The 18,270-nt window shown below is 68.2% G+C and carries 20 protein-coding genes; 6 read left to right on the plus strand and 14 right to left on the minus strand.

The features are described from left to right. Positions 1–2: 2 nt before the first annotated feature. Complete coding sequence (aztB, locus tag R2707_03580; protein MEZ5244152.1) at positions 3–824, plus strand: zinc ABC transporter permease AztB; 822 nt, start codon at positions 3–5, stop codon at positions 822–824. A 65-nt stretch (positions 825–889) separates the two neighbouring features. On the opposite strand, the gene R2707_03585 is transcribed toward aztB, so the two are convergent. Further along, positions 890–2,167, minus strand: a complete 1,278-nt coding sequence (locus tag R2707_03585) for a YibE/F family protein (GenBank protein MEZ5244153.1) — start codon at positions 2,165–2,167, stop codon at positions 890–892. Positions 2,168–2,347: 180 nt separating this feature from the next. Between R2707_03585 and R2707_03590 the strand changes: the two genes are divergently transcribed. Further along, positions 2,348–4,414, plus strand: a complete 2,067-nt coding sequence (locus tag R2707_03590; protein MEZ5244154.1) for a hypothetical protein — start codon at positions 2,348–2,350, stop codon at positions 4,412–4,414. 3 nt (positions 4,415–4,417) lie between these two features. On the opposite strand, the gene R2707_03595 is transcribed toward R2707_03590, so the two are convergent. The 6 genes from R2707_03595 to R2707_03620 form a co-directional block, all read right to left on the minus strand. Next, a complete protein-coding gene (locus tag R2707_03595) occupies positions 4,418–4,804 on the minus strand; it encodes a hypothetical protein (GenBank protein ID MEZ5244155.1) in 387 nt (128 codons plus the stop codon). 63 nt (positions 4,805–4,867) lie between these two features. Beyond that, positions 4,868–5,428 carry a TIGR03086 family metal-binding protein gene (locus R2707_03600; protein MEZ5244156.1) on the minus strand — a complete coding sequence of 187 codons (561 nt, stop codon included), beginning with the start codon at positions 5,426–5,428 and terminating at the stop codon, positions 4,868–4,870. 98 nt (positions 5,429–5,526) lie between these two features. Then, a complete protein-coding gene (locus R2707_03605) occupies positions 5,527–6,057 on the minus strand; it encodes an HD domain-containing protein (GenBank protein MEZ5244157.1) in 531 nt (176 codons plus the stop codon). Between the two features lie 52 nt (positions 6,058–6,109). Further along, on the minus strand, positions 6,110–6,934 hold the full coding sequence (gene ppk2, locus R2707_03610) for a polyphosphate kinase 2 (GenBank protein MEZ5244158.1): 825 nt from the start codon (positions 6,932–6,934) through the stop codon (positions 6,110–6,112). Next, positions 6,931–7,842: a polyphosphate kinase 2 gene (gene ppk2 / locus R2707_03615; protein ID MEZ5244159.1), complete on the minus strand. Its 912-nt coding sequence runs from the start codon at positions 7,840–7,842 to the stop codon at positions 6,931–6,933. Before ppk2 (R2707_03615) ends, ppk2 (R2707_03610) begins: the two co-directional genes overlap by 4 nt. A gap of 127 nt (positions 7,843–7,969) precedes the next feature. After that, complete coding sequence (locus tag R2707_03620; GenBank protein ID MEZ5244160.1) at positions 7,970–8,527, minus strand: hypothetical protein; 558 nt, start codon at positions 8,525–8,527, stop codon at positions 7,970–7,972. Between the two features lie 136 nt (positions 8,528–8,663). Between R2707_03620 and R2707_03625 the strand changes: the two genes are divergently transcribed. The 3 genes from R2707_03625 (at position 8,664) to R2707_03635 (ending at position 11,683) form a co-directional block, all read left to right on the plus strand. Beyond that, positions 8,664–10,163: a hypothetical protein gene (locus R2707_03625; protein MEZ5244161.1), complete on the plus strand. Its 1,500-nt coding sequence runs from the start codon at positions 8,664–8,666 to the stop codon at positions 10,161–10,163. A gap of 161 nt (positions 10,164–10,324) precedes the next feature. Further along, positions 10,325–10,771: a nuclear transport factor 2 family protein gene (locus R2707_03630; GenBank protein ID MEZ5244162.1), complete on the plus strand. Its 447-nt coding sequence runs from the start codon at positions 10,325–10,327 to the stop codon at positions 10,769–10,771. A gap of 9 nt (positions 10,772–10,780) precedes the next feature. Then, entirely contained in the window at positions 10,781–11,683 is a 903-nt protein-coding gene (locus tag R2707_03635) for a CocE/NonD family hydrolase (protein ID MEZ5244163.1), read from the plus strand. 15 nt (positions 11,684–11,698) lie between these two features. Here the strand turns inward: R2707_03635 and R2707_03640 are convergent, their stop codons facing one another. The 3 genes from R2707_03640 to R2707_03650 are packed head-to-tail and all read right to left on the minus strand — an operon-like array spanning position 11,699 to position 14,236. Continuing rightward, complete coding sequence (locus tag R2707_03640) at positions 11,699–13,222, minus strand: malonyl-CoA synthase (protein MEZ5244164.1); 1,524 nt, start codon at positions 13,220–13,222, stop codon at positions 11,699–11,701. Between the two features lie 14 nt (positions 13,223–13,236). Further along, positions 13,237–13,746, minus strand: a complete 510-nt coding sequence (locus tag R2707_03645; GenBank protein MEZ5244165.1) for a DUF4395 domain-containing protein — start codon at positions 13,744–13,746, stop codon at positions 13,237–13,239. Positions 13,747–13,801: 55 nt separating this feature from the next. Further along, complete coding sequence (locus R2707_03650; protein MEZ5244166.1) at positions 13,802–14,236, minus strand: nuclear transport factor 2 family protein; 435 nt, start codon at positions 14,234–14,236, stop codon at positions 13,802–13,804. A gap of 60 nt (positions 14,237–14,296) precedes the next feature. Between R2707_03650 and R2707_03655 the strand changes: the two genes are divergently transcribed. Then, on the plus strand, positions 14,297–14,953 hold the full coding sequence (locus tag R2707_03655; GenBank protein ID MEZ5244167.1) for a nitroreductase family protein: 657 nt from the start codon (positions 14,297–14,299) through the stop codon (positions 14,951–14,953). A gap of 12 nt (positions 14,954–14,965) precedes the next feature. Here R2707_03655 and R2707_03660 read toward each other — a convergent pair whose 3' ends face one another. Genes R2707_03660 through R2707_03675 form a run of 4 tightly spaced genes read right to left on the minus strand, consistent with a single transcriptional unit; the run spans position 14,966 to position 18,256 of the window. Then, on the minus strand, positions 14,966–16,132 hold the full coding sequence (locus tag R2707_03660) for a hypothetical protein (GenBank protein ID MEZ5244168.1): 1,167 nt from the start codon (positions 16,130–16,132) through the stop codon (positions 14,966–14,968). Continuing rightward, entirely contained in the window at positions 16,125–16,763 is a 639-nt protein-coding gene (locus tag R2707_03665) for a carboxymuconolactone decarboxylase family protein (GenBank protein MEZ5244169.1), read from the minus strand. The genes R2707_03660 and R2707_03665 overlap by 8 nt, the downstream gene beginning before the upstream one ends. Continuing rightward, positions 16,763–17,290: a VOC family protein gene (locus R2707_03670; GenBank protein ID MEZ5244170.1), complete on the minus strand. Its 528-nt coding sequence runs from the start codon at positions 17,288–17,290 to the stop codon at positions 16,763–16,765. The genes R2707_03665 and R2707_03670 overlap by 1 nt, the downstream gene beginning before the upstream one ends. A 3-nt stretch (positions 17,291–17,293) precedes the next feature. Beyond that, complete coding sequence (locus R2707_03675) at positions 17,294–18,256, minus strand: isocitrate lyase/PEP mutase family protein (protein MEZ5244171.1); 963 nt, start codon at positions 18,254–18,256, stop codon at positions 17,294–17,296. Between the last annotated feature and the right edge of the window lie 14 nt (positions 18,257–18,270).

The following is an 18,270-nucleotide window of genomic DNA, read 5'->3' on the forward strand; positions in this document are numbered from 1 at the left end:
CGATGGACTACCTCCTCGAGCCGTTCGAACCCGCGTTCATGCAACGTGCGCTCATCGGGAGTGTCATCGCCGTCGTCGCGACGTCGCTCATCGGGACCTGGGTGGTGCTGCGCGGCCTCTCGTTCCTCGGTGACGCGCTCGCGCACGGGGTGATCCCCGGGATCGCCCTCGCCATTCTGCTCGGCTTCAGTCCGATCATCGGGGCGTTGGGTGCGGCACTCGTGATGAGCGGACTCGTGAGTGCGGTATCGAACCGCACGGTGGTGCGCGAAGACACTGCGATCGGAGTGCTGTTCGTCGGGATGCTGTCGTTGGGCATCGTGATCGTCTCGCAGGCCGACTCGTTCTCCACCGAGGTCACATCGTTGCTCTTCGGCGATGTACTCGGCGTCACCCGAGGCGACATCCTCCGTCAGACCCTCGCAACCGCCGTGGTCGCCATCACGAGCGCGGTCCTGTATCGCCCGTTCCTCGCCCTCACGTTCAACCGGACCAAGGCCCAGACGCTGGGCATGCGCCCAGGGCTCGCCCACACGGCCATGCTGGCCCTCCTCGCGCTGAGCATCGTCGCGAGTTTCCAATCCATCGGCACGCTCCTGGTGTTCGGGCTGCTCGTCGGGCCGCCGGCCACCGCGTCGCTGCTGGTGCAACGGGTTTCGGCGATCATGGCGCTTTCCGCCCTGCTGGGGACGTTGGCCGTCGCCGCCGGGCTGGTGGTCAGCTTTCATCACGGCACCGCAGGCGGCGCCACCATCGCCGGGTTCAGTGTGCTGCAGTTCTTCCTCGTGCTCACCGCCCGCGAGACCACGCTGGCGACTCGCTGACCATCGTCACCGAGCGTCTCGCACACACGCAGCTGACGCGCTTCCCGACTGACTCGCACCGGGATTCATGCGCCCGGCGTCGGTCCGAAATCCTCCCAGCGCGGCTCGATCGGGCCGTCGTCGCCGGTCGCCGCAGGTCGAAGCACTGCTGCGGCGAGCGCCGTCGTGATCGGCACAGCCGCCACGAGGCCGATCGATCCGCACAGGGTGCGGACGATCTCGACGGCGATGAGCTCGGAGTTGGCGACCATGTCGAGGGACTGGTCCGACACCGCGAACAGAAGGATCAGCGGCATGCTCGCGCCGGCATAGGCCAACAGCAACGTGTTGACCGTCGACGCGATGTGGTCGCGACCGACCCGGATCCCCGAGGCCACGAGCTCCGAGGTCGGCAAGTAGGGGCTCCGGTGCCGAAGCTCGGCGACCGTCGCAACCTGCGTCACGGTCACGTCGTCGAGGGCGCCGAGCGCCCCGATCATCGCTCCACCCAGGAGAAGTGCACTGACGTCGAGGTTCTCCGCGATGAACGGCAACAGCAGCGCCTCTTCCGTCGCGAGGCCGGTGAACGCGGCGAGCTCGAAGAACAGCCACGACAATGCGAGCGTCAGTCCGAGCGCGGCGAGCGTGCCGGCCAGCGCGACCGTCGTCGTGGGTGTGAACCCGTGCGTGAGGTAGAGGCTGATGAACGCGATCGCTGACGCCGCTGTCACGGCAACGACGAGCGGATCGTTGCCATCCAGCACCGACGGAGCGACGAAGGCGACCAATACCACCAACGTGGCCGCCATCGCCACCAGGGCGAGCGCACCTCGGATCCGACCGAGAGCGATCACGACCACTGCGAAGAGGCCTGCGAGCCACAGGAGCGACGCGCGTCGGTCCTGGTCCGCGTAGAAGTAGAAGTTCGTCCGATCCTCATAGCCCAGGACGACCTGATCACCGACACCGAAATCGGGTATGGAGCGATCGAACGTCAGATTGATCTCCGGGAGCACCACGAGCGACCCGGCCTCCGGTCCCTCGTGGACAGTGACCGTCACGGTCCGACAGTCCTGCGGATCATCGCTGGTGGAGTAGCTGCAGCGGCGGTCGACCACCTCCTCCACCGTCGCGGTCAAGCGATCGGTGACCAGGCCGAGCTCGTCGGCGTTGGCGATCGCCGTGCGCCGTCCCTCTCCACTGGGCCAGAGCGCGACGACGCAGACGGCCGTCGCCACCGCAGCCAGAACGACCCCCGCCAGCACCACACGCAGGGTCGAATCGCCGGCCCACTCCTGCCAACCGCCCACGAGACCGTGCCCATGGCTGTGGGAGTGCCCGGAACCGGGCTCCGACGTGCTCAACGGCGAACGTCGCCGCGAATCGAGTCCGACCCTGGTCGTCGGCGCGCCCGTGGTGCCATCAGCCGAGGCTACGACAGCGCTCCTTCCGGCAGGTGGAGGACGGCTCCCGCCGTCGTGGCCGACCGACGCGACCGTCACCTCGAACCGAGCAGTGCCGCGGATCGGTGCCACAATGCGCCCGTGGATGAACTCGGACCAGCGAGAGCGGCCGTGGACCGGGGGGAGTGGCAACTCGCGATCGATCTTCTCGACGCGGTCGGTACGCAATCGGAGAGCGCGGCCGGACTCGAGCTGCTGGCCACCGCCGCCTACGGCAACGGCGACTTCGAGGCATCGGTCTCCGCATGGGAACGCCAGCATGCGCTCCTGCTCACCCACGGCGACGAAGGCGGGGCGGCGATGGCCGCCGCGATGGTCGCCATGTACCTGATGATGGACACCGGCTTGATGGCCCCGGTCCGCGGATGGCTGCGACGCGCCGAGCGCCTGCTCGAAAGCCACGGCGAGGCGCCGGCATCCGCCATCGTCGCGATGACCCGCGGCTACGAGCGATTCATGTGCGGCGACATGAAGGCAGCCGGCGAGAACGCCGCATCGGCGATCGAGCTGGGTTCCCGACTCGGGGTCCCGCCCGCAGTCGTGATCGGTCGCGTCTGCACCGCACGGGTGACGATCTTCGAAGGACGAATCGAGGACGGACTCGAGCTACTCGACGAGATCGCCATCGACCTGATGTCGGGCGAGATCGATCCGCTCACGACCGGCATGATGTACTGCGAGCTGATCTGCGCCGCCCAGGGGATGGCACTCCAGGATCGGGCGAGCGAGTGGACCGAGGTCATGGACCGCTGGCGACACGACGCCGCGATCGGAGGAATCAGCGGCCGATGCCGGGTGCACCGCGCCGAGATCCTGAGGATCTCGGGGACCTGCGAGGAGGCGGAGGCCGAAGCGCTCGCCGCATGCGATGAGCTACGGCCGTGGATGCGCCGTGAGTTCGGCTGGCCCCTCGTCGAACTGGGCAACATCCGGCTGCGCAGCGGCGATCTGGAGGGTGCGGAAGAGGCGTTCCTGGCCGCCCACGAACGCGCCTGGTCGCCCTATCCCGGACTTGCGCTGCTCCGGCTGGCCCAAGGCGATGTCGAATCGGCCACCAGGATGATCGCCGACGCGATCGCTCACCCGATGGACGTGCCGTCGAAGGAGCAGCCGCCCTTCGGCGACCTCCGGCTCGCACCGCTGTTCGATGCCCAAGCCGAGATCGCGTCTGTGGCCGGCGATGTCGACACCGTACGCGTCGCCGCCACACAGCTCTCGGCGATCGCCGGCTCCTACCCGAGTCGGTCCCTCGACGCGGGAGCCGCACTCGCGAACGCTCGCCTCGCGTTGATCGACGGCGACCTCGAGTCGGCGATGCACCAGGCGGCATCGGCGACTGCGGCGTGGGCCGACATCGGCGCACCGTTCGAGGCGGCCGCAGCCCGTATGGTCCTCGGCGACGCGCGACAGCGGTCGGGCGACGCCGCCGGGGCGCGGATGGAGTGGGAGGCCGCCCGATCCGCGTTCGACGTGTTCGGTGCGGCGCTGTGGGCGGAACGGGCCGAGCGCTTGGTGGCGGAACTCCCTTCCGTGGCCACCTCGAGTCGGGCCGACACGGGACCGACGGCATCGTTTCGCCGCGACGGCGACACACGGACGATCTCGTTCGGGGACCTCACGGTCCTGATGCGCGATCTCAAGGGCTTTCGCTACGTCGAGCAACTGCTGGATCAACCGGGCCGGGAGTTCCATGTGCTCGATCTCGTGGCGATCGACCGAGGCTCGCTTCCTCCCGGTCCCGACGCGATCCACGAGTACGACATGGCGGCCGTTGGAACCGGCGAGGGTCTCCCAGTCCTCGACGACGAAGCCCGTGCCGCGTATCGACGGAGGCTGGCCGAGGTCGACGACGACATCGAGGAAGCCACGCAGATGAACGATCTCGGTCGCATCGAGCTCGCCCGACGCGATCGGGAGTACCTGGTCGCCGAGTTGGCGAGCGCCGTCGGCCTCGGTGGTCGTCTCCGGTCGACCGGCGGCGCATCGGAGCGAGCCCGCACCAGCGTGACCCGTTCGCTCCGATACGCCCTCAGCCGATTGGGCGAGCATCATCCGGCCGTCGCGGCGCACCTCGACCAGAGCGTGCGCACCGGGACCTATTGCGCCTACGCCCCCGACTCGCTCGCCCCGATCGCGTGGGAGCTCTGATCCTCAGCCCTGCATCTTCTCGAGCATGTGGTCGAGAACCTGCGTGTGCTCGTGTTGCGGGCTGAAGAGGATCACCTCGGCGTCGTCGGTGACCCGGACGCTGTGCCCGGGAGGCCAGTAGAAGAGATCGCCGCCGGTGCAGGTGTCACTGGTCCCGTCGGTGTAGTCGACCACCAGGTCGCCGGAGATGATGTAGCCCCAGTGCGGCGCCTGGCACGCGTCCCCCTCGAGGCCCTGGAGCAACGGAGCGATGTCGGTCCCGGCACCCAGCGAGAAGTACTCGCCGGCCATGCCACCGAACCCGGTTGCGTCACCGAAGTCGGGGAGTTGGCGAGCGGTCGCGCCGGGAACGGCGAACTTGACCGGGATATCGGCCTTGGTGATGTGCATTGCGGTCAGCTTTCTGTTGGTTGAAGAGATGAAACTGTCGGAGTGGGTGCGGGCCGCGCGGGATCAGACGGTCCGACCGGTGAAGGCGACCAGCTGCAGCAGTTCGGTCGCGCCTGCGGGGGCGACGGTCGCAGCAGCGAACGTGTCGCCGTCGCGCATGTCGGCGCCGACGGCGTCTCTGGCGAACGCGTCGACCGCGGCGACGACATCAGCCGGAGGGTCGTAGGACAAGCCGGCCGACGTCGCCATGTCGTAGCCGTGGATGAGCCCGTCGAAGGCCACGAAGCGGGCGAACACCGAGCCGGGGACGTCGCCGAAGGGAGCGGACACCGTTCGCTCCATGGCCCCGGGACTGCGCACCGCGTCCAGCAGGTCGTCCATCGCCCGGCGGAACTCCGAGACGGGGACCGCTCCGGCGACACCAGGAGACGCTTCGGCTCCCGAGGGCTGCTCGCCCCGGAACGCCGGAGCGAAGCTCGTGGCGCCCCCGATCATGTGCTCCAGCACGTCGCGAAGCGTGAAGTTCGCGCACGGCGTCGGGTTGGCGAGATCGCCGGGCTCGAGTTGATCGACGAGTGCCGTGAGGCTGGGAAGAATGACGGCGAGTTGTTCGCTGGGATCCATTGTGGGCCTTTCGCTCAGATGACTGTGGGTGTCTGAACTCGAGGCGTGACAATCGTTGTCACAATGGAACACTTCGGGGGTCGGCGGGCGGCCGACGGCTACTTGGTGATTCGTGGCTCCGCGAAGACGGCTCGCAGCCGTTCCTCGAAGTGGGCGAGAGGCGGCGTCGGGAAGGCGGGGTCGAACGACATCTGGTCCCAGTCGTCGGCGAACGTCACGGCCAGGTCGAACCATGGTTCGTCTCGATGGGCCTCGCGTGCGTCGGGGTCCCAACCGAAGTGATGGTTGTACGCCGCGCCCTGGAAGACCTGATGATGCTGGACCAGTTGGTAGAGCTCGGGCCGTACGTAGGGCGCGAGAACCTCCGCCGACATCGACGCATGGTTCGCCGTCGACACGAACTTGCCGATGTCGTGACACAAGGCGGTGATGACCAGCTCGTCGTCAGCGCCGTCGGCTTCGGCGCGGGCTGCGGTCTGCAGCGAATGCGTCAGCTGATCGACGGCGTAGCCGTCGACGCTGTGACGGAGCCATTCGAGCATCGGGATGATCCGATCCGCGACCTGCTTCTGGCTCGCCAGCGTCAGCTCACGGATCTCCAGCCATTCCTCGGTCGAGCCCTCATCCATCCGCGTGAACATTGCGCCAGTATCGCCCATCCGTTGAGCAGCCGCAGTCCGTTCATTCGCGATAGTGGTCGACGACGAAGTTCTGTTCCTGGTGAGGAGGGCGCACGTAGGTCGCCTCCTGGCGAGGCGGGAGGACGAGCTCCTCGCCGACGTGATCGTCGTAGGGGACGGCCGCCAGGACGTGCTGGATGCAGTTGAGCCGAGCCTTGCGCTTGTCGTCGGCATTGATCACCCACCACGGCGACGCGCGCGTGTCGGTGTGCTCGAACATCACGTCCTTCGCCCGGCTGTAGTCGACCCAGTGGGCGCGAGACTCGAGATCGATCTTGCTGAGCTTCCACCGCTTGGCCGGGTGGGCGATCCGGTCGGCGAAGCGACGCTCCTGCTCGTCGTCACTCACCGAGAACCAGAACTTGATCAGGACGACGCCCGAGCGGATCAACATCCGCTCGAAGTCGGGACACGACACGAGGAATCGGTCGTACTCCTCGTCGGTGCAGTACCCCATGACCCGCTCGACTCCGGCGCGGTTGTACCAGCTCCGGTCGAAGAGGACGATCTCACCGGCCGAGGGCAGATGGGCGACGTACCGCTGGAAGTACCACTGGGTCCGTTCCCGCTCCGTCGGCTTGTCGAGCGCCACGACGCGCACGATCCGAGGATTGGTGCGTTCCACGATCCGCTTGATCGCACCGCCCTTCCCGGCGGCATCGCGACCCTCGAAGATCACGCAGACCTTGAGCCCGTTGCGTTTGACGTGATCCTGCAGCTTGACGAGTTCACGCTGAAGGCGGACGAGTTCCGGTTCGTAGACGGACCTCTTGAGCCGCTTCGGTCGCTTCCCGACCGGTGGGGAGTCGAGGCCGTCGGTCGTCACTGGGTGAACTTCCCTCGTCGGATGCGTTCGGCTTCCATCAGCTCGACCTCCCGCGCCCCGGACACGACGATCTCGGTGTCGGGCACGAAGTCGAGCGAGAGGTCACGATCCTCGTAGTCGACCGCGTCGAGCATGACCCTCATCGCGTTGATGCGGGCCAGGTGCTTGTTGCCGGACCGGATGATCGTCCATGGAGCGACGTGGGTGTGGGTACGGTCGAGCATCTCGAACTTCCGCTCCGTGAACTCGTCCCAGAGGTCTTGCGCCTGCATGTCGATCTCGCTGAGTTTCCAGCGTCGGAGCGGGTCGTCGCGTCGGCGATCGAAACGGCGCTTCTGCTCCTTCTTGGTGACCGAGAAGTAGAGCTTCACCAGGATGGTCCCTTGGCGGACGAGGTCCTTCTCGAATCCGACCACACCGCGGAGGAAGTCCTCGTGTTCCTTCGGCGTGCAGAAGCCGAACACCGGTTCCACCATCGCCCGGTTGTACCAACTGCGATCGAACAACACGATCTCGCCGGCGCGTGGGAACTGGGCGACGTATTTCTGCAGGTACCACTGGCCGCGTTGCTCCTCGGTCGGTTTGCCGAGCGCGACGACCCGATAGTGCTTTTCGTTCATGTAGCGGGTCACACGCCGGATCGTGCCGCCCTTGCCCGCTGCGTCGCGCCCCTCGAAGACGACGATCATCTTCTTGCCGTGGCGCTCCAGATGGCTCTGGAGTTTCAACAGCTCCACCTGGTACGGCTGCAGCTCGCGATCCCGGTCCTGCTGCTTGCGCAACCGTCGATACCGCTTGTTGACGGCACGAATCTGCCGTTCGAGCTCCTCGAGCGTCGCTCCCTGCCGGTCGTCTCGGTCCGCGTCCGAGCGAGACGTCGTCACTTCGTCGTCAGCGCTCTCGTCCACCGGGTCTCCTTGGTCACGACGAGCCACCAGTCTGCAACACGTCGGGCCGGCCGAACAGGGGCGAACGGCCCCCGAACCGGACCCGCTGCACGGGCGCGCCGACGGAGGCTCTCGCGCTTCGACGATGTCAGAGCGAACAGGTGACCGTGGCGATGAAGTCGATCGGGTCGCCCACGGCCCTGAGGCCGTCGCGGTACATCCCGAGGGTCATGGTCATGGTGGTGCCGTCGGAGACGGCCTCGCCCTCGACGATGGGGAAGAGGATGTCGTTGGCATCGTCGATGAACACGCCCGACAGCAGGTTCTCGGTCTTGGCCGGGTCCGCCGGCGTCGCCATGAGGACGGAGAAATCACCGCCGGTCGGCACCGTCGCGCCCGCACCCCACAGCTCGACGAACGCGCCCTCGTTGTCGGGCGAGTAGTTGCACTTGTACTGCTCGAAGCTCCACGACCGGCCGTCGTCGAGCACGATCTCGAGCGTGCCGCCACCGGCCGGCTCGGTCGGGGCGTCGACCTCGTCGTCGGGAGCCGTCGTGGGATCGGGATCGGTGGTGTCCGGTTGGCTCGAGTCGTCGACGACGGGCGAATCGCTGCCATCGGACTCGGTGTCGTCGCCTCCGCCGCACGAGGCGAACAGGACCGCCATGGTCAGCAACAACGCAATGGTGCGCAGGGTGTTCTTCACGTCGACTCCTCGGGTACTGCCCGGCCGCCGTTCCGCCGTGCCGTGGCTGCGTCCCCCGGGGTCGGTGACGCGACCCTCACGTTAGCTTGTCGAACGTCACCACCTGCCGCATCTCCGGCCACACCCGATGGACCCCATGACCCCCGATGATCGACATCCCTGCCTGATCGGCACGTCCCACCGCACCTGGCAGTCGGATGCCGACGCTCCCGAGCCGCTCGAGATGATGGCGGTGGTGTCGAGAGCGGCGGCCGAAGATGCGGCGGCGACCGTCGACCCTCTCGCCCACCTCGACGACCTCAGCGTCGTCCACTGCCAGTCGTGGACCTACGACGACCTACCCGGCCGACTGGCGGACCGGTTGGGAGCGGTCGGCGCGGCGAGGCACGAGTCGATCCTCGCCGGGACGTCGCCGCAACGCCTGATCGACGCCGCCGCCGAGCGAATGCTGGCCGGCGAGACCGAGGTCGCGCTCGTCGTCGGCGGTGAGGCGTTGCACACCCGCCGCCGCTACGCCCGCGCCGGTGCGACACCCCCGTGGAGCCACGCCCATTCTTCGCCTCCGGCGATACCCATCGACCTCCGCGAGTGGCATCTCCCGACCGAGATGGCGCACGGGCTCCTGCCGGCCTGGCTCACGTTCGCCCTGCTCGAGCAGGCCCGATGGGCAGCCCAGGGCGGGACAGCCGAGGGACGGGAGCGTCTCTTCGCAACGATGGCCCGCCTGAACGAGACCGCCGTCGTCAACCCCGACGCCTGGTTCCGCACTGCTCGCTCGGCACAGGAACTGGCGACGGCATCGCCCGACAACCGGATGGTTGCGCTGCCCTATACCAAGCACATGACGGCCTTCCCCGATGTCGACATGGCGGCGGCGAATCTCTTGGTGACCAAGGCCGTTGCCGATCGGTGGAAGATCCCCGACGACCGTCGGGTGTACCTCCGTGGGTGGGGGTTCGCCCGTGACTCGGTGCACATCGGCGCCCGTGCCGACCTCGCATCGTCGCCGGCGATGCGGGCCGCATCGTCGGAGGCGCTGGCCATGGCCGGGCTCGATACCGCCCAGATCGACGTCTTCGACTTCTACAGCTGCTTCGGCTCAGCGGTGCAGTTCGCCCAGGACGCGTTCGGGCTCGCGGCAGACGACCCTCGACCCATCACCCTGACCGGCGGACTGCCGTACCACGGCGGACCGAGTAGCAACTTCATGGGCCACTCGATCAGTCACACCGCCCAGTACCTCCGAGCGAACCCCGGCCATGTCGGACTCGTCACCGGCGTGGGGATGCACATGACCAAGCACGTCGCCGCGATCTGGTCGACGGCGCCCGGTGAGATCCGCCATTCGGGCGGGCGGCACGGGACCCAGCAATGGGACGCGCCGCCCCTCGTCCCCGACGTCGCCATCGTCGACGGCACCGATGGCCCGGCCACCGCGGTGGCCGCAACCGTGGTCCACCGTGGCGACGGTTCGGCGAGTCACGTCGTGGCCATCTGCGAACTCCCCGACGGCACGCGTTGCTATGCCCGCTCCGACCATCCCGACTCGATCGACGTGGTGGCAACCGGCGCCTGGGTCGACGAGAAGGCGCACGTCGAACCGGCCGGCGAGGGCCGCAACGAGATCCGCTGGTAGCCGTGCCCGCACGGCACGCCGTCAGCTGATCGTGCCGTCCGCCTTGCCGAGGGCCTCGGGGGGGGATGTCGCCCCCACCGTCGTGTTGGCGTGTGAGGAGTGCTTTGACGTCGGCGCGGAATGCCGCGGTATGGCGGGGTGATGGCTCGTGTACTTGAGTGGTGTGCACGTCGAGCCAGAGTGACGAGAACAAGGCAACCGTCGAGACGATGTGGGCGGCGCTCAGCCGGTTCGATTTCGACACCCTGAGGAGCTGTCTCCACCCCGAGATCCACTACGAGGACGTGCCGACCCCCGATGCGGGCGCCAACGGTCCCGACAACGTGGTCGCCCGCCTCTCCGTGGCGTGGGACCACATCACCGAACAGATCCAGACCACGCACCACATCGCCGCCGAGGGCGACGTCGTGTTCCTCGACCACACCGAGAAGTGGATCTTCACGACCGGGGAGACGGTCGAACACCGCTTCGCGACGATGCACGAGATGAAGGACGGCAAGATCGTGAAGTGGAGTGATTTCTGGGACATGAACAACTTCGTCGGCCAGTTCCCCCAGTGGTTCCTCGAGATCATGGCCGAGAGCCACGGCGCCGACTTCACGAGCTGAGGACGCCAGATGACACAGCGCGAGGTCGACTTCACGTCGAGCGACGGCACCACCTTGCGGGGCGTGCTCCACCTTCCGGCCGCGTCGGCGTCGGTACCCGGCGTCGTCATGACGCACGGCTTCTCTGCGGTCAAGGAGATGGGCCTACCACCCTTCGCCGAAGCCATCTGCGACGCAGGCATCGCGGTGCTGCTCTACGACCATCGGGGCCTCGGGGCGAGCGACGGCGAGCCGCGCGGGCAGATCAATCCCTGGGCCCAGATGCACGACATGCAGCAGGCCCTCACCTGGCTGGGGACCCGACCCGAGGTCGATGCCGGACGCCTGGGGCTCTGGGGGAGCAGCTTCAGCGGGGGAGAGGTACTGGTCCTGGGAGCGGTCGACGAGCGGGTGCGGGCGGTCGTCGCCAACGTTCCGTTCGCCGGCCTCCCCGGGGCGGACTACGAGACCGGCACCGACACCGTGGTCGCAGCGATCGCCGCGGCCCTCGACGACGGCTCTCTCGCCGACGGCACCGCCGCGACCGTGTTCGGCCCCATGGCGGTCGTCAACGAGGAGGGCACCGAGTTGTCGGCGTTCCTGGGCCAGCCCGAGTCGTCGGAATGGTTCCTCGCCGCCGGCGCCAGCACCTCGTGGCGCAACGAGGTCACCCTGGCGAACGCGTTCGGCACCGAGCCGCCGTTCGATCCGGGAGCATGTGCCGCGCATCTGCGCTGTCCGACACTGTTCGTGGTCGCATCCGAGGACCATGTCGCCGAGGCCGCGATCGCCCTCGCTGCCTACGAACGGGCGCCCGAACCGAAGGAGCTGCTCGTGATCGACGGCCACCACTTCACGCCCTACGCGGGTGCACCCCAGCGGGAGGCTTCAGCCGCCGCCGTCGCGTGGTTCGGAAGCCACCTCTTCGACTGATCACGCGATCGCCGGTCAGCGCGTCGGTCCATCCAGAACGCTTCGGTGGGCTTCGCGCAGCACGTTCTTCTGCACCTTGCCCATGGTGTTGCGAGGCAGATCCGTCGCGAACAGCACGCGTTTCGGCTGCTTGAAGCGCGCCAGGCGATCCGCCAGCGAGCCGAGGACGGCCGTTTCGTCGAGCTCGACCTCCGGCTCGAGCACCACCACGGCGACGACGCCCTCGCCGAAGTCGGCGTGCGGCACGCCGATGACCGCCGATTCGACGACCCCGTCGATCTCGTCGATCACGGACTCGACCTCCTTCGGGTACACGTTGAACCCGCCAGAGATGATCAGGTCCTTCCCGCGACCGACGATCGAGACGTACCCATCGGCGTCGAGCTGCGCCAGGTCCCCCGTCACGAACCAGCCGTCGGACCGGAACTCCTCGGCCGTCTTCTCTGGCATTCGCCAGTACCCGGCGAACACGTTGGGCCCCTGCACCTCGATGACGCCGACCTCGCCGCGCCGCACCTCGGCACCGCTGTCGGGATCACAGATCCGGAGGGCGACGCCCGGGAGAGGGAACCCGACCGTGCCGGCTCGGCGATCTCCCTCGTAGGGGTTCGAGGTGATCATGCTCGTCTCGGTCATGCCGTAGCGCTCGAGGATGTGTTGGCCGGTGCGAGCCGCGAACTCCCGGTGCGTCTCGGCAAGCAGGGGAGCGCTCCCGGAGACGAAGACCCGCATGTGCTCGGCGACCTCATGGGTGAAGCCGGGATGCGCCAGCAGACGCGTGTAGTACGTCGGTACACCCATCATCGACGTGGCCTCCGGCAAGCGGTCGACGACGGCGTCGGCGTCGAACGCCGGCAGGAAGATCATCGAGCCACCCGCCAACAGGGTCACGTTGACAGCCACGAACAGACCGTGCGTGTGGAAGATCGGAAGCGCATGCAGCAGCACGTCGGTGTCGGTGAACTGCCATGCCTCGACGAGCGCCCGGGCGTTGCTCAGAAGATTCTCGTGGCTGAGCATGGCGCCCTTCGAGCGTCCGGTCGTGCCCGAGGTGTAGAGAATCGCCGCCAGATCGTCGGCCGCCCGATCGACGGGTGCGAGTTCGGGAGCATCACGGGCCCGGTCGGTGAGGGTGCCCGACCCGTCGGCGTTCAACGTGAGCAGGATGGCGCCGTGGCGATGGGCGATCGACGCCAGTTCGGCCGCTCGTCCGCCGTCGCCGACGAGCGCCACCGGCTCTGCATCGCCGACGAAGTAGTCGACCTCGGCCGGGGTGTACGCCGTGTTGAGCGGAACCAGGGCGACACCGGCGACCACACAGGCGAAGTACAGCGCGAGCGCCTCGGGCGACTTCTCCACCTGGACGACGACCCGGTCGCCGGGCCTGGCGCCGAGATCGGCGAGGACGCCCGCCATCCGGCGGGCCAGCGACAGCGTTGCCCGGTAGGTCCACCGATCGCCGTCGGCGAGCAAGAGGAACGAGCGGTCGTCATCGGCCCCATGGGCCAGCAGCGCGTCGAAGAGGTGATTGCCCGCCAACGCCGTGGGCCGCGTCAGGGGGCCGCTTGCGCAGCCGCCAGGCGCCCGGAGATGTCGGCGCAGCTCTCGCAGACCGCCTCGGGGATGAGGCCGACGGACATCAGCCGGGCGAACACCCAGCAGCCGAGGCAGAACCCGATGAACGCCTCGAGGGAGGCGGCGGCGAGGATCGCGGCCACGAGGACGGTGGCGAGTCCGGTGGCCCCGAACCCGAAGTGGGCGACGGCCGCTGCGACCGACAGCGTGGCCCCGATTCCCTGGGCGAAGCGCTTGGGCGGGCCGGCGACGAGCCGCTCCTCGAAGGGCAGTGCCGGGGTGATGATCCGAGTGACCAGCTGCCCGAGCGGGCTGAGCGTGGGGCCCGTGAGCACACGGGCGACGAACCCGTAGGCCAGAACGGCGATGAGCCAGTGCTGGCCGCCCACGACCACCGCCGCGGTCATCGCAACGACACCACCGGCCACCAGGCGGGCCGAGATCTCGTTGACCGGATCGGGGAAGTCGAAGAGCGTCGATGTCTGCACGGCGAAACCCTATCTCGACAATCCCGATCAAACTACTCGGGTATCAACCCGTTCTTCAGGACGCTCCCGGAAGCACTCCGCCGGCGGCGATCCAGCGGGTGAAGACCGCCTGACCCGCAGCCGGGTTGTAGACGTCTTCCTGATACGACCACTGGCCGTCGCCTGCGTAGTCGAGGATCGTGACGCAACCGAAGCGGAACTCCTCGTCGCCACCGGTCGGATCCGGAAGACACTGCGCCGGGTAGAACACGACCCGGTTGCCCTGGATCATCGACCAGTCGACGGGGAAGTACATCTCGGACGGCGCCTGCGCCATCACCGAGGTGATCGCCTCGCGAATCGCCTCGCGACCCTCGAATCGACCGAGGTGGCACTCGTTCCAGATGCCGTCGACCGAGTGCAGGTCGGCCCATGCGTTCCAGTCGCCGCTGTCGCCGACGGCCACGAAGTGTTCGAACGCCTCTCGTACCTCACCGGAAGCAAAGGTCATCACCGCAACGTAGCCGACCGTCGCGTCGCGGCCGAGACGAGAAGGTGCGAGAGTGCGCCGATGGAATTCGACCTGACCCAGACCGACGCCCTGCTGTCCACCACCCGAGCCGTGCGCAAGCGCCTCGACTTCGATCGCGAGGTACCCGACGACATCCTGCTCGAATGTCTCCAGCTCGCCGTGCAGGCGCCGACCGGCTCCAATCAGCAGGGGTGGCGCTGGATGGTCGTGCGTGACCCCGCGAAGAAGGCGGCGCTCGCCGAGATCTACCGGCGGGCGGGGGGCGACTACCTCGCCGCTGCAGCCGAGGCCGCCGACCCCGCCACCCAGGGCGGCCGGGTGATGGACTCCGCGAACTATCTCGCTCAGCACCTCCAGGACGTCCCCGTGATGGTGATCCCGATGATCATCGGACGCCTCGACGAGATCGACGCAGGCAGCATCACCAACGCAGCGGCGGGCCTTCTCGGATCGGTGATTCCGGCGATGTGGAGCTTCCAGCTCGCGCTGCGCAGCCGCGGGCTCGGCAGCTGCTACACGACGCTGCACCTCGGCCTCGAAGCCGAGGCCGCGGAGCTCCTCGGCATCCCACCGCACATGACGCAGGCAGGCCTGCTGCCCGTGGCCTACACCAAGGGGACCGACTTTAAACCGGCCTCCCGCGGACCGGTCGAGACGATCACCTACCTCGACACCTACAAGAACCCCATTCGGTAGACGGCCCTGCGTTCACGCCATGTCGGTGGGGCCGAGCGGATCGCCGAGTTCGACTCGCCCGGCCAACTCGGCGGCGCGGTCCCAGTCGAAGATGGCGTGGCCCTTCAGCACCTCGACGTCGCGCTGGACGCGTTGCAGGGGCTGGTCCGAGAAGTAGGGGCGGGCACCCGCCCCTTCGCAGATGTCGTGGATGACCCGCCGCGAGTCGCGCACCGTTGCCGCGCCGACCAGCCGCATGCGCACCCGCAGCCGGTCATCGACCGCACCGGCATCGGCGGCCGCCTGCAGGTCGACGGTCGCCCGCGCCCAACGCGCACTGATCGCGTCCGCCGCGGTGATTGCCGCCGCGAGCCGGATCTGCCCGGCCGGTTGGTCCCTGGCACGATCGCCGAGCGTGTACGCCAGGGTGCGTTCTGCCAGTTGGGCCCGATAGATCTCGACGGCACGCTCGGCCGCACCGAGCGCGGGCGTCGCTGCCATCAGGGCGAGCACACCGACGGTCGGCATCCCGGCGAGTCCGTCGCCCTCGATCGGTACGCAGCCGCGCAGGAAGAGGCCCGAATCGAGCGTCAGCCCCTCCGGGACGAACACGTCGTCGACCCGCACGGTGTTGCTGCCGGTCGTCGCCATCCCCGATGTGTGCCACACATCGTCGACGGCGACGTCGTCCCTGCGCATGAGGGCGAAGCGCATCGAGAACTCCGGACCGTCCAGCAACCCGTGGACCAGCACCCACTCGGCGTGGGAGACGCCGGTCGCCCATTCCCAGGCGCCGTTCACGACGTAGCCGCCCTCGACCGGGCGGAGCGTGCCGGTCGGCGCGAGGGGAGCCGGGCACAGTGCGACCGGCCGCTCGGGACGCAGCACGCCGGCGGAGACCGCGTCGGGCAACTTGGCGACGAGCCAGCTGTGCATGATGAGGAAGCTGATGGTCCACGCGGAGGCCGGACACCCCCGCGCGAGGCGGCGCGTCACCTCGAGGAGGGTGCCGAGGTCGGCACCCTGACCGCCGAGCGAGGTCGGGACGACGAGGGGCCACAGCGGCTCGCACTCGGCGATGGTCTCGTCGTGGAGTCGGCGATGCGCTTCCGCGTCGGCCGCCCGCTCGTCGAGTCTCGGCGCCAGTTCGTCGGCGAGGGCCAGCGCCTGCGCCCCGTGGACCGTCGGGTCATCAGCCAAGGTCGTCGACCACCTTCATCGCGTCGAGCGACGCGCCCTCGGGAGCAGGGACCTCGGTGATCGGGTCGTCGACATCGTCGAACTCGAGCCGCAGCGCCCGGCTCATCGTCGCGTGCATGTCGTAGGTGCAGGTGATGTAGGTGAGCTCGAGGATCTCCTCGTCGGAGAGGTCCTGTCGGAGCGCGTCGAACACCGCATCGGGGACCCGGCCCCCCTGGAGGACCAGGGCATCGGCATAGGCGAGCACTGCCCGCTCGACCGGCGAGAAGCACGTCGCCACGGACCACCCCGGGATCGCCGCGATCTGTTCCTCGGTGAGGCCGACATCTCGGCACGCCTTGACGTGCTGGGAGAAGACGAAGCGGCTGCCGCGGGCGTAGCCGGCCCGGGTCTGCGCAAGCTCTCGGAGCGGCGCTGCCAGCTTGCGCTTCGGATCGCGATAGAAGGCGAAGCCACCCACGATGTGATCGAAGAGGTCGGGAACCAGGGCGGTGACGGTCCACCAGTTCCCCGGGCTCCCCGTCTCCGTCCCCGGGTCGACCACCGGATCGCGCTCGCCGAAGACCAGGTCGTACATGACCGTCGCCAACCCGTGGGCGTCGTCGCGCCCCACCTCGCCGAGGCGGGGCATCAGACCGACTCCGGTTCGTGGAAGCGAATCGTCGGTTCGTCGGCGCTGAGCGGTGGATCGTCGGCCTGGAGCAGGTCGAATGCCTCGGCCGCGTCGTCGTCGGTGAACGGCCGGGTCACGACGGCGAACTCGACGGCGATCCCGTCGGGGTCCTCGGTGTAGATCGACGAGATCCATCCGTGGTCGATCTCGACCACGGTGAGCCCCATGGCGAGCCAGTGATTCCGGCGTCGATCGAGGTCGTCGAGATCGTCAGCGGTGAAGGCCAGATGGTTGGTCAGCACGTCCAACCCCAGGTCACGGCATATGTCGGTAGCGAACTCACCGGCGTTCGGGTCATTCGAGAGATCCCAGAACGCCATCAGTTGATCGGTGTCGGAACCCGTCGAATAGAAGACGTGACGGACGAAACCGCCCTGCTTCGGGATGACCTCGGTCTTCACCAGCTCGAACCCCATGGCCTCGGTGTAGAAGCGGTGGGTCGCTCGGATGTCCTTGACGGCGATGGCGATGTGGCTCACACCCATACGTCAGTCCTCCTCCTGTTGCTCGTAGCGCTCCAGCCGGTCGTCGTAGTCATTCCAACCCACGGCCCGACGCATCTCGTCGAACGCGAGACGGTCACCCTCGCTGCGACCACCACGGAGCAGGACCGCAGCGTTCTCCATCGCACGGCCGGCGTGGAGGAGGAGCGACACCGGATAGAGAGCGACCGAGTAGCCGATCTCGCCCAACTCGGTGGGGTCGAGCCAGGGCGTTCGACCGTCCTCCACGAGGTTGGCCACCTTGTGCCCGGGCACCTCCGCGCAATACCGCGACATCTGATCGATCGACTGCGGCGCCTCGAGAAAGGTCAGATCCGCACCGACCGCAGCAAAGGCCGTGGCCCGGTGCAGCGCCTCGTCGAAGCCGACCGCGCCGGCGGCATCGGTGCGGGCCATGACCAACACGTCGAGACCGTGCTCGTCGCGCATCTCGACCGCGGCACGCACACGGGCCACCGCCTCCGTTCTCTCGATCACCCGCTTCCCGGTGGTGTGTCCGCACTGCTTCGGCCATTCCTGGTCTTCGATCATCACGCAGGCCGCGCCGGCGCGGGCGAAGCCGAGCAGGGAGCGTTGCGCGTTGATGGCGTTTCCGTAGCCGGTGTCGGCGTCGGCGATGACCGGGACTGCGGTGGCCGCAGTCACCGTCGTGAGTTGATCGACCATCTCCCCATAGCTCAGCAGTCCGACGTCGGGGAGCCCGAGGCGGGTGGCGGCCACCGAGAACCCTCCGCAGAACGCCGCCTCGTGCCCGGCGGCCTCGACCAGCCGGGCCGAGAGGGCGTCGAAGCAACCGGGGACGACGAGCACCTCGGGGCGATCGAGCAATGCTCGTAGGTCACCGGCGGCGCTTCGGGCGTGGGGAAAGAGATCGGCCATGGCGACCACAGCTTGGCCCATCGCGGCGGCGAGGGTCATCTCGCCGCGCCCACCGCCGGTGGTTGGCACTCGCGACGCCGGAC

Source organism: Acidimicrobiales bacterium, assembly GCA_041394245.1.
Lineage (GTDB): Bacteria > Actinomycetota > Acidimicrobiia > Acidimicrobiales > Aldehydirespiratoraceae > JAJRXC01.

Bases quoted from the DNA above. Each gene is read 5' to 3' on its own strand.
- aztB (MEZ5244152.1), top strand. From the start codon at position 3: ATGGACTACCTCCTCGAGCCGTTCGAACCCGCGTTCATGCAACGTGCG.
- R2707_03595 (MEZ5244155.1), bottom strand. From the start codon at position 4,804: ATGCACATCACCAAGGCCGATATCCCGGTCAAGTTCGCCGTTCCCGGC.
- R2707_03600 (MEZ5244156.1), bottom strand. From the start codon at position 5,428: ATGGATCCCAGCGAACAACTCGCCGTCATTCTTCCCAGCCTCACGGCA.
- R2707_03605 (MEZ5244157.1), bottom strand. From the start codon at position 6,057: ATGGATGAGGGCTCGACCGAGGAATGGCTGGAGATCCGTGAGCTGACG.
- R2707_03625 (MEZ5244161.1), top strand. From the start codon at position 8,664: ATGACCCCCGATGATCGACATCCCTGCCTGATCGGCACGTCCCACCGC.
- R2707_03635 (MEZ5244163.1), top strand. From the start codon at position 10,781: ATGACACAGCGCGAGGTCGACTTCACGTCGAGCGACGGCACCACCTTG.
- R2707_03650 (MEZ5244166.1), bottom strand. From the start codon at position 14,236: ATGACCTTTGCTTCCGGTGAGGTACGAGAGGCGTTCGAACACTTCGTG.
- R2707_03655 (MEZ5244167.1), top strand. From the start codon at position 14,297: ATGGAATTCGACCTGACCCAGACCGACGCCCTGCTGTCCACCACCCGA.
- R2707_03665 (MEZ5244169.1), bottom strand. From the start codon at position 16,763: ATGCCCCGCCTCGGCGAGGTGGGGCGCGACGACGCCCACGGGTTGGCG.
- R2707_03670 (MEZ5244170.1), bottom strand. From the start codon at position 17,290: ATGGGTGTGAGCCACATCGCCATCGCCGTCAAGGACATCCGAGCGACC.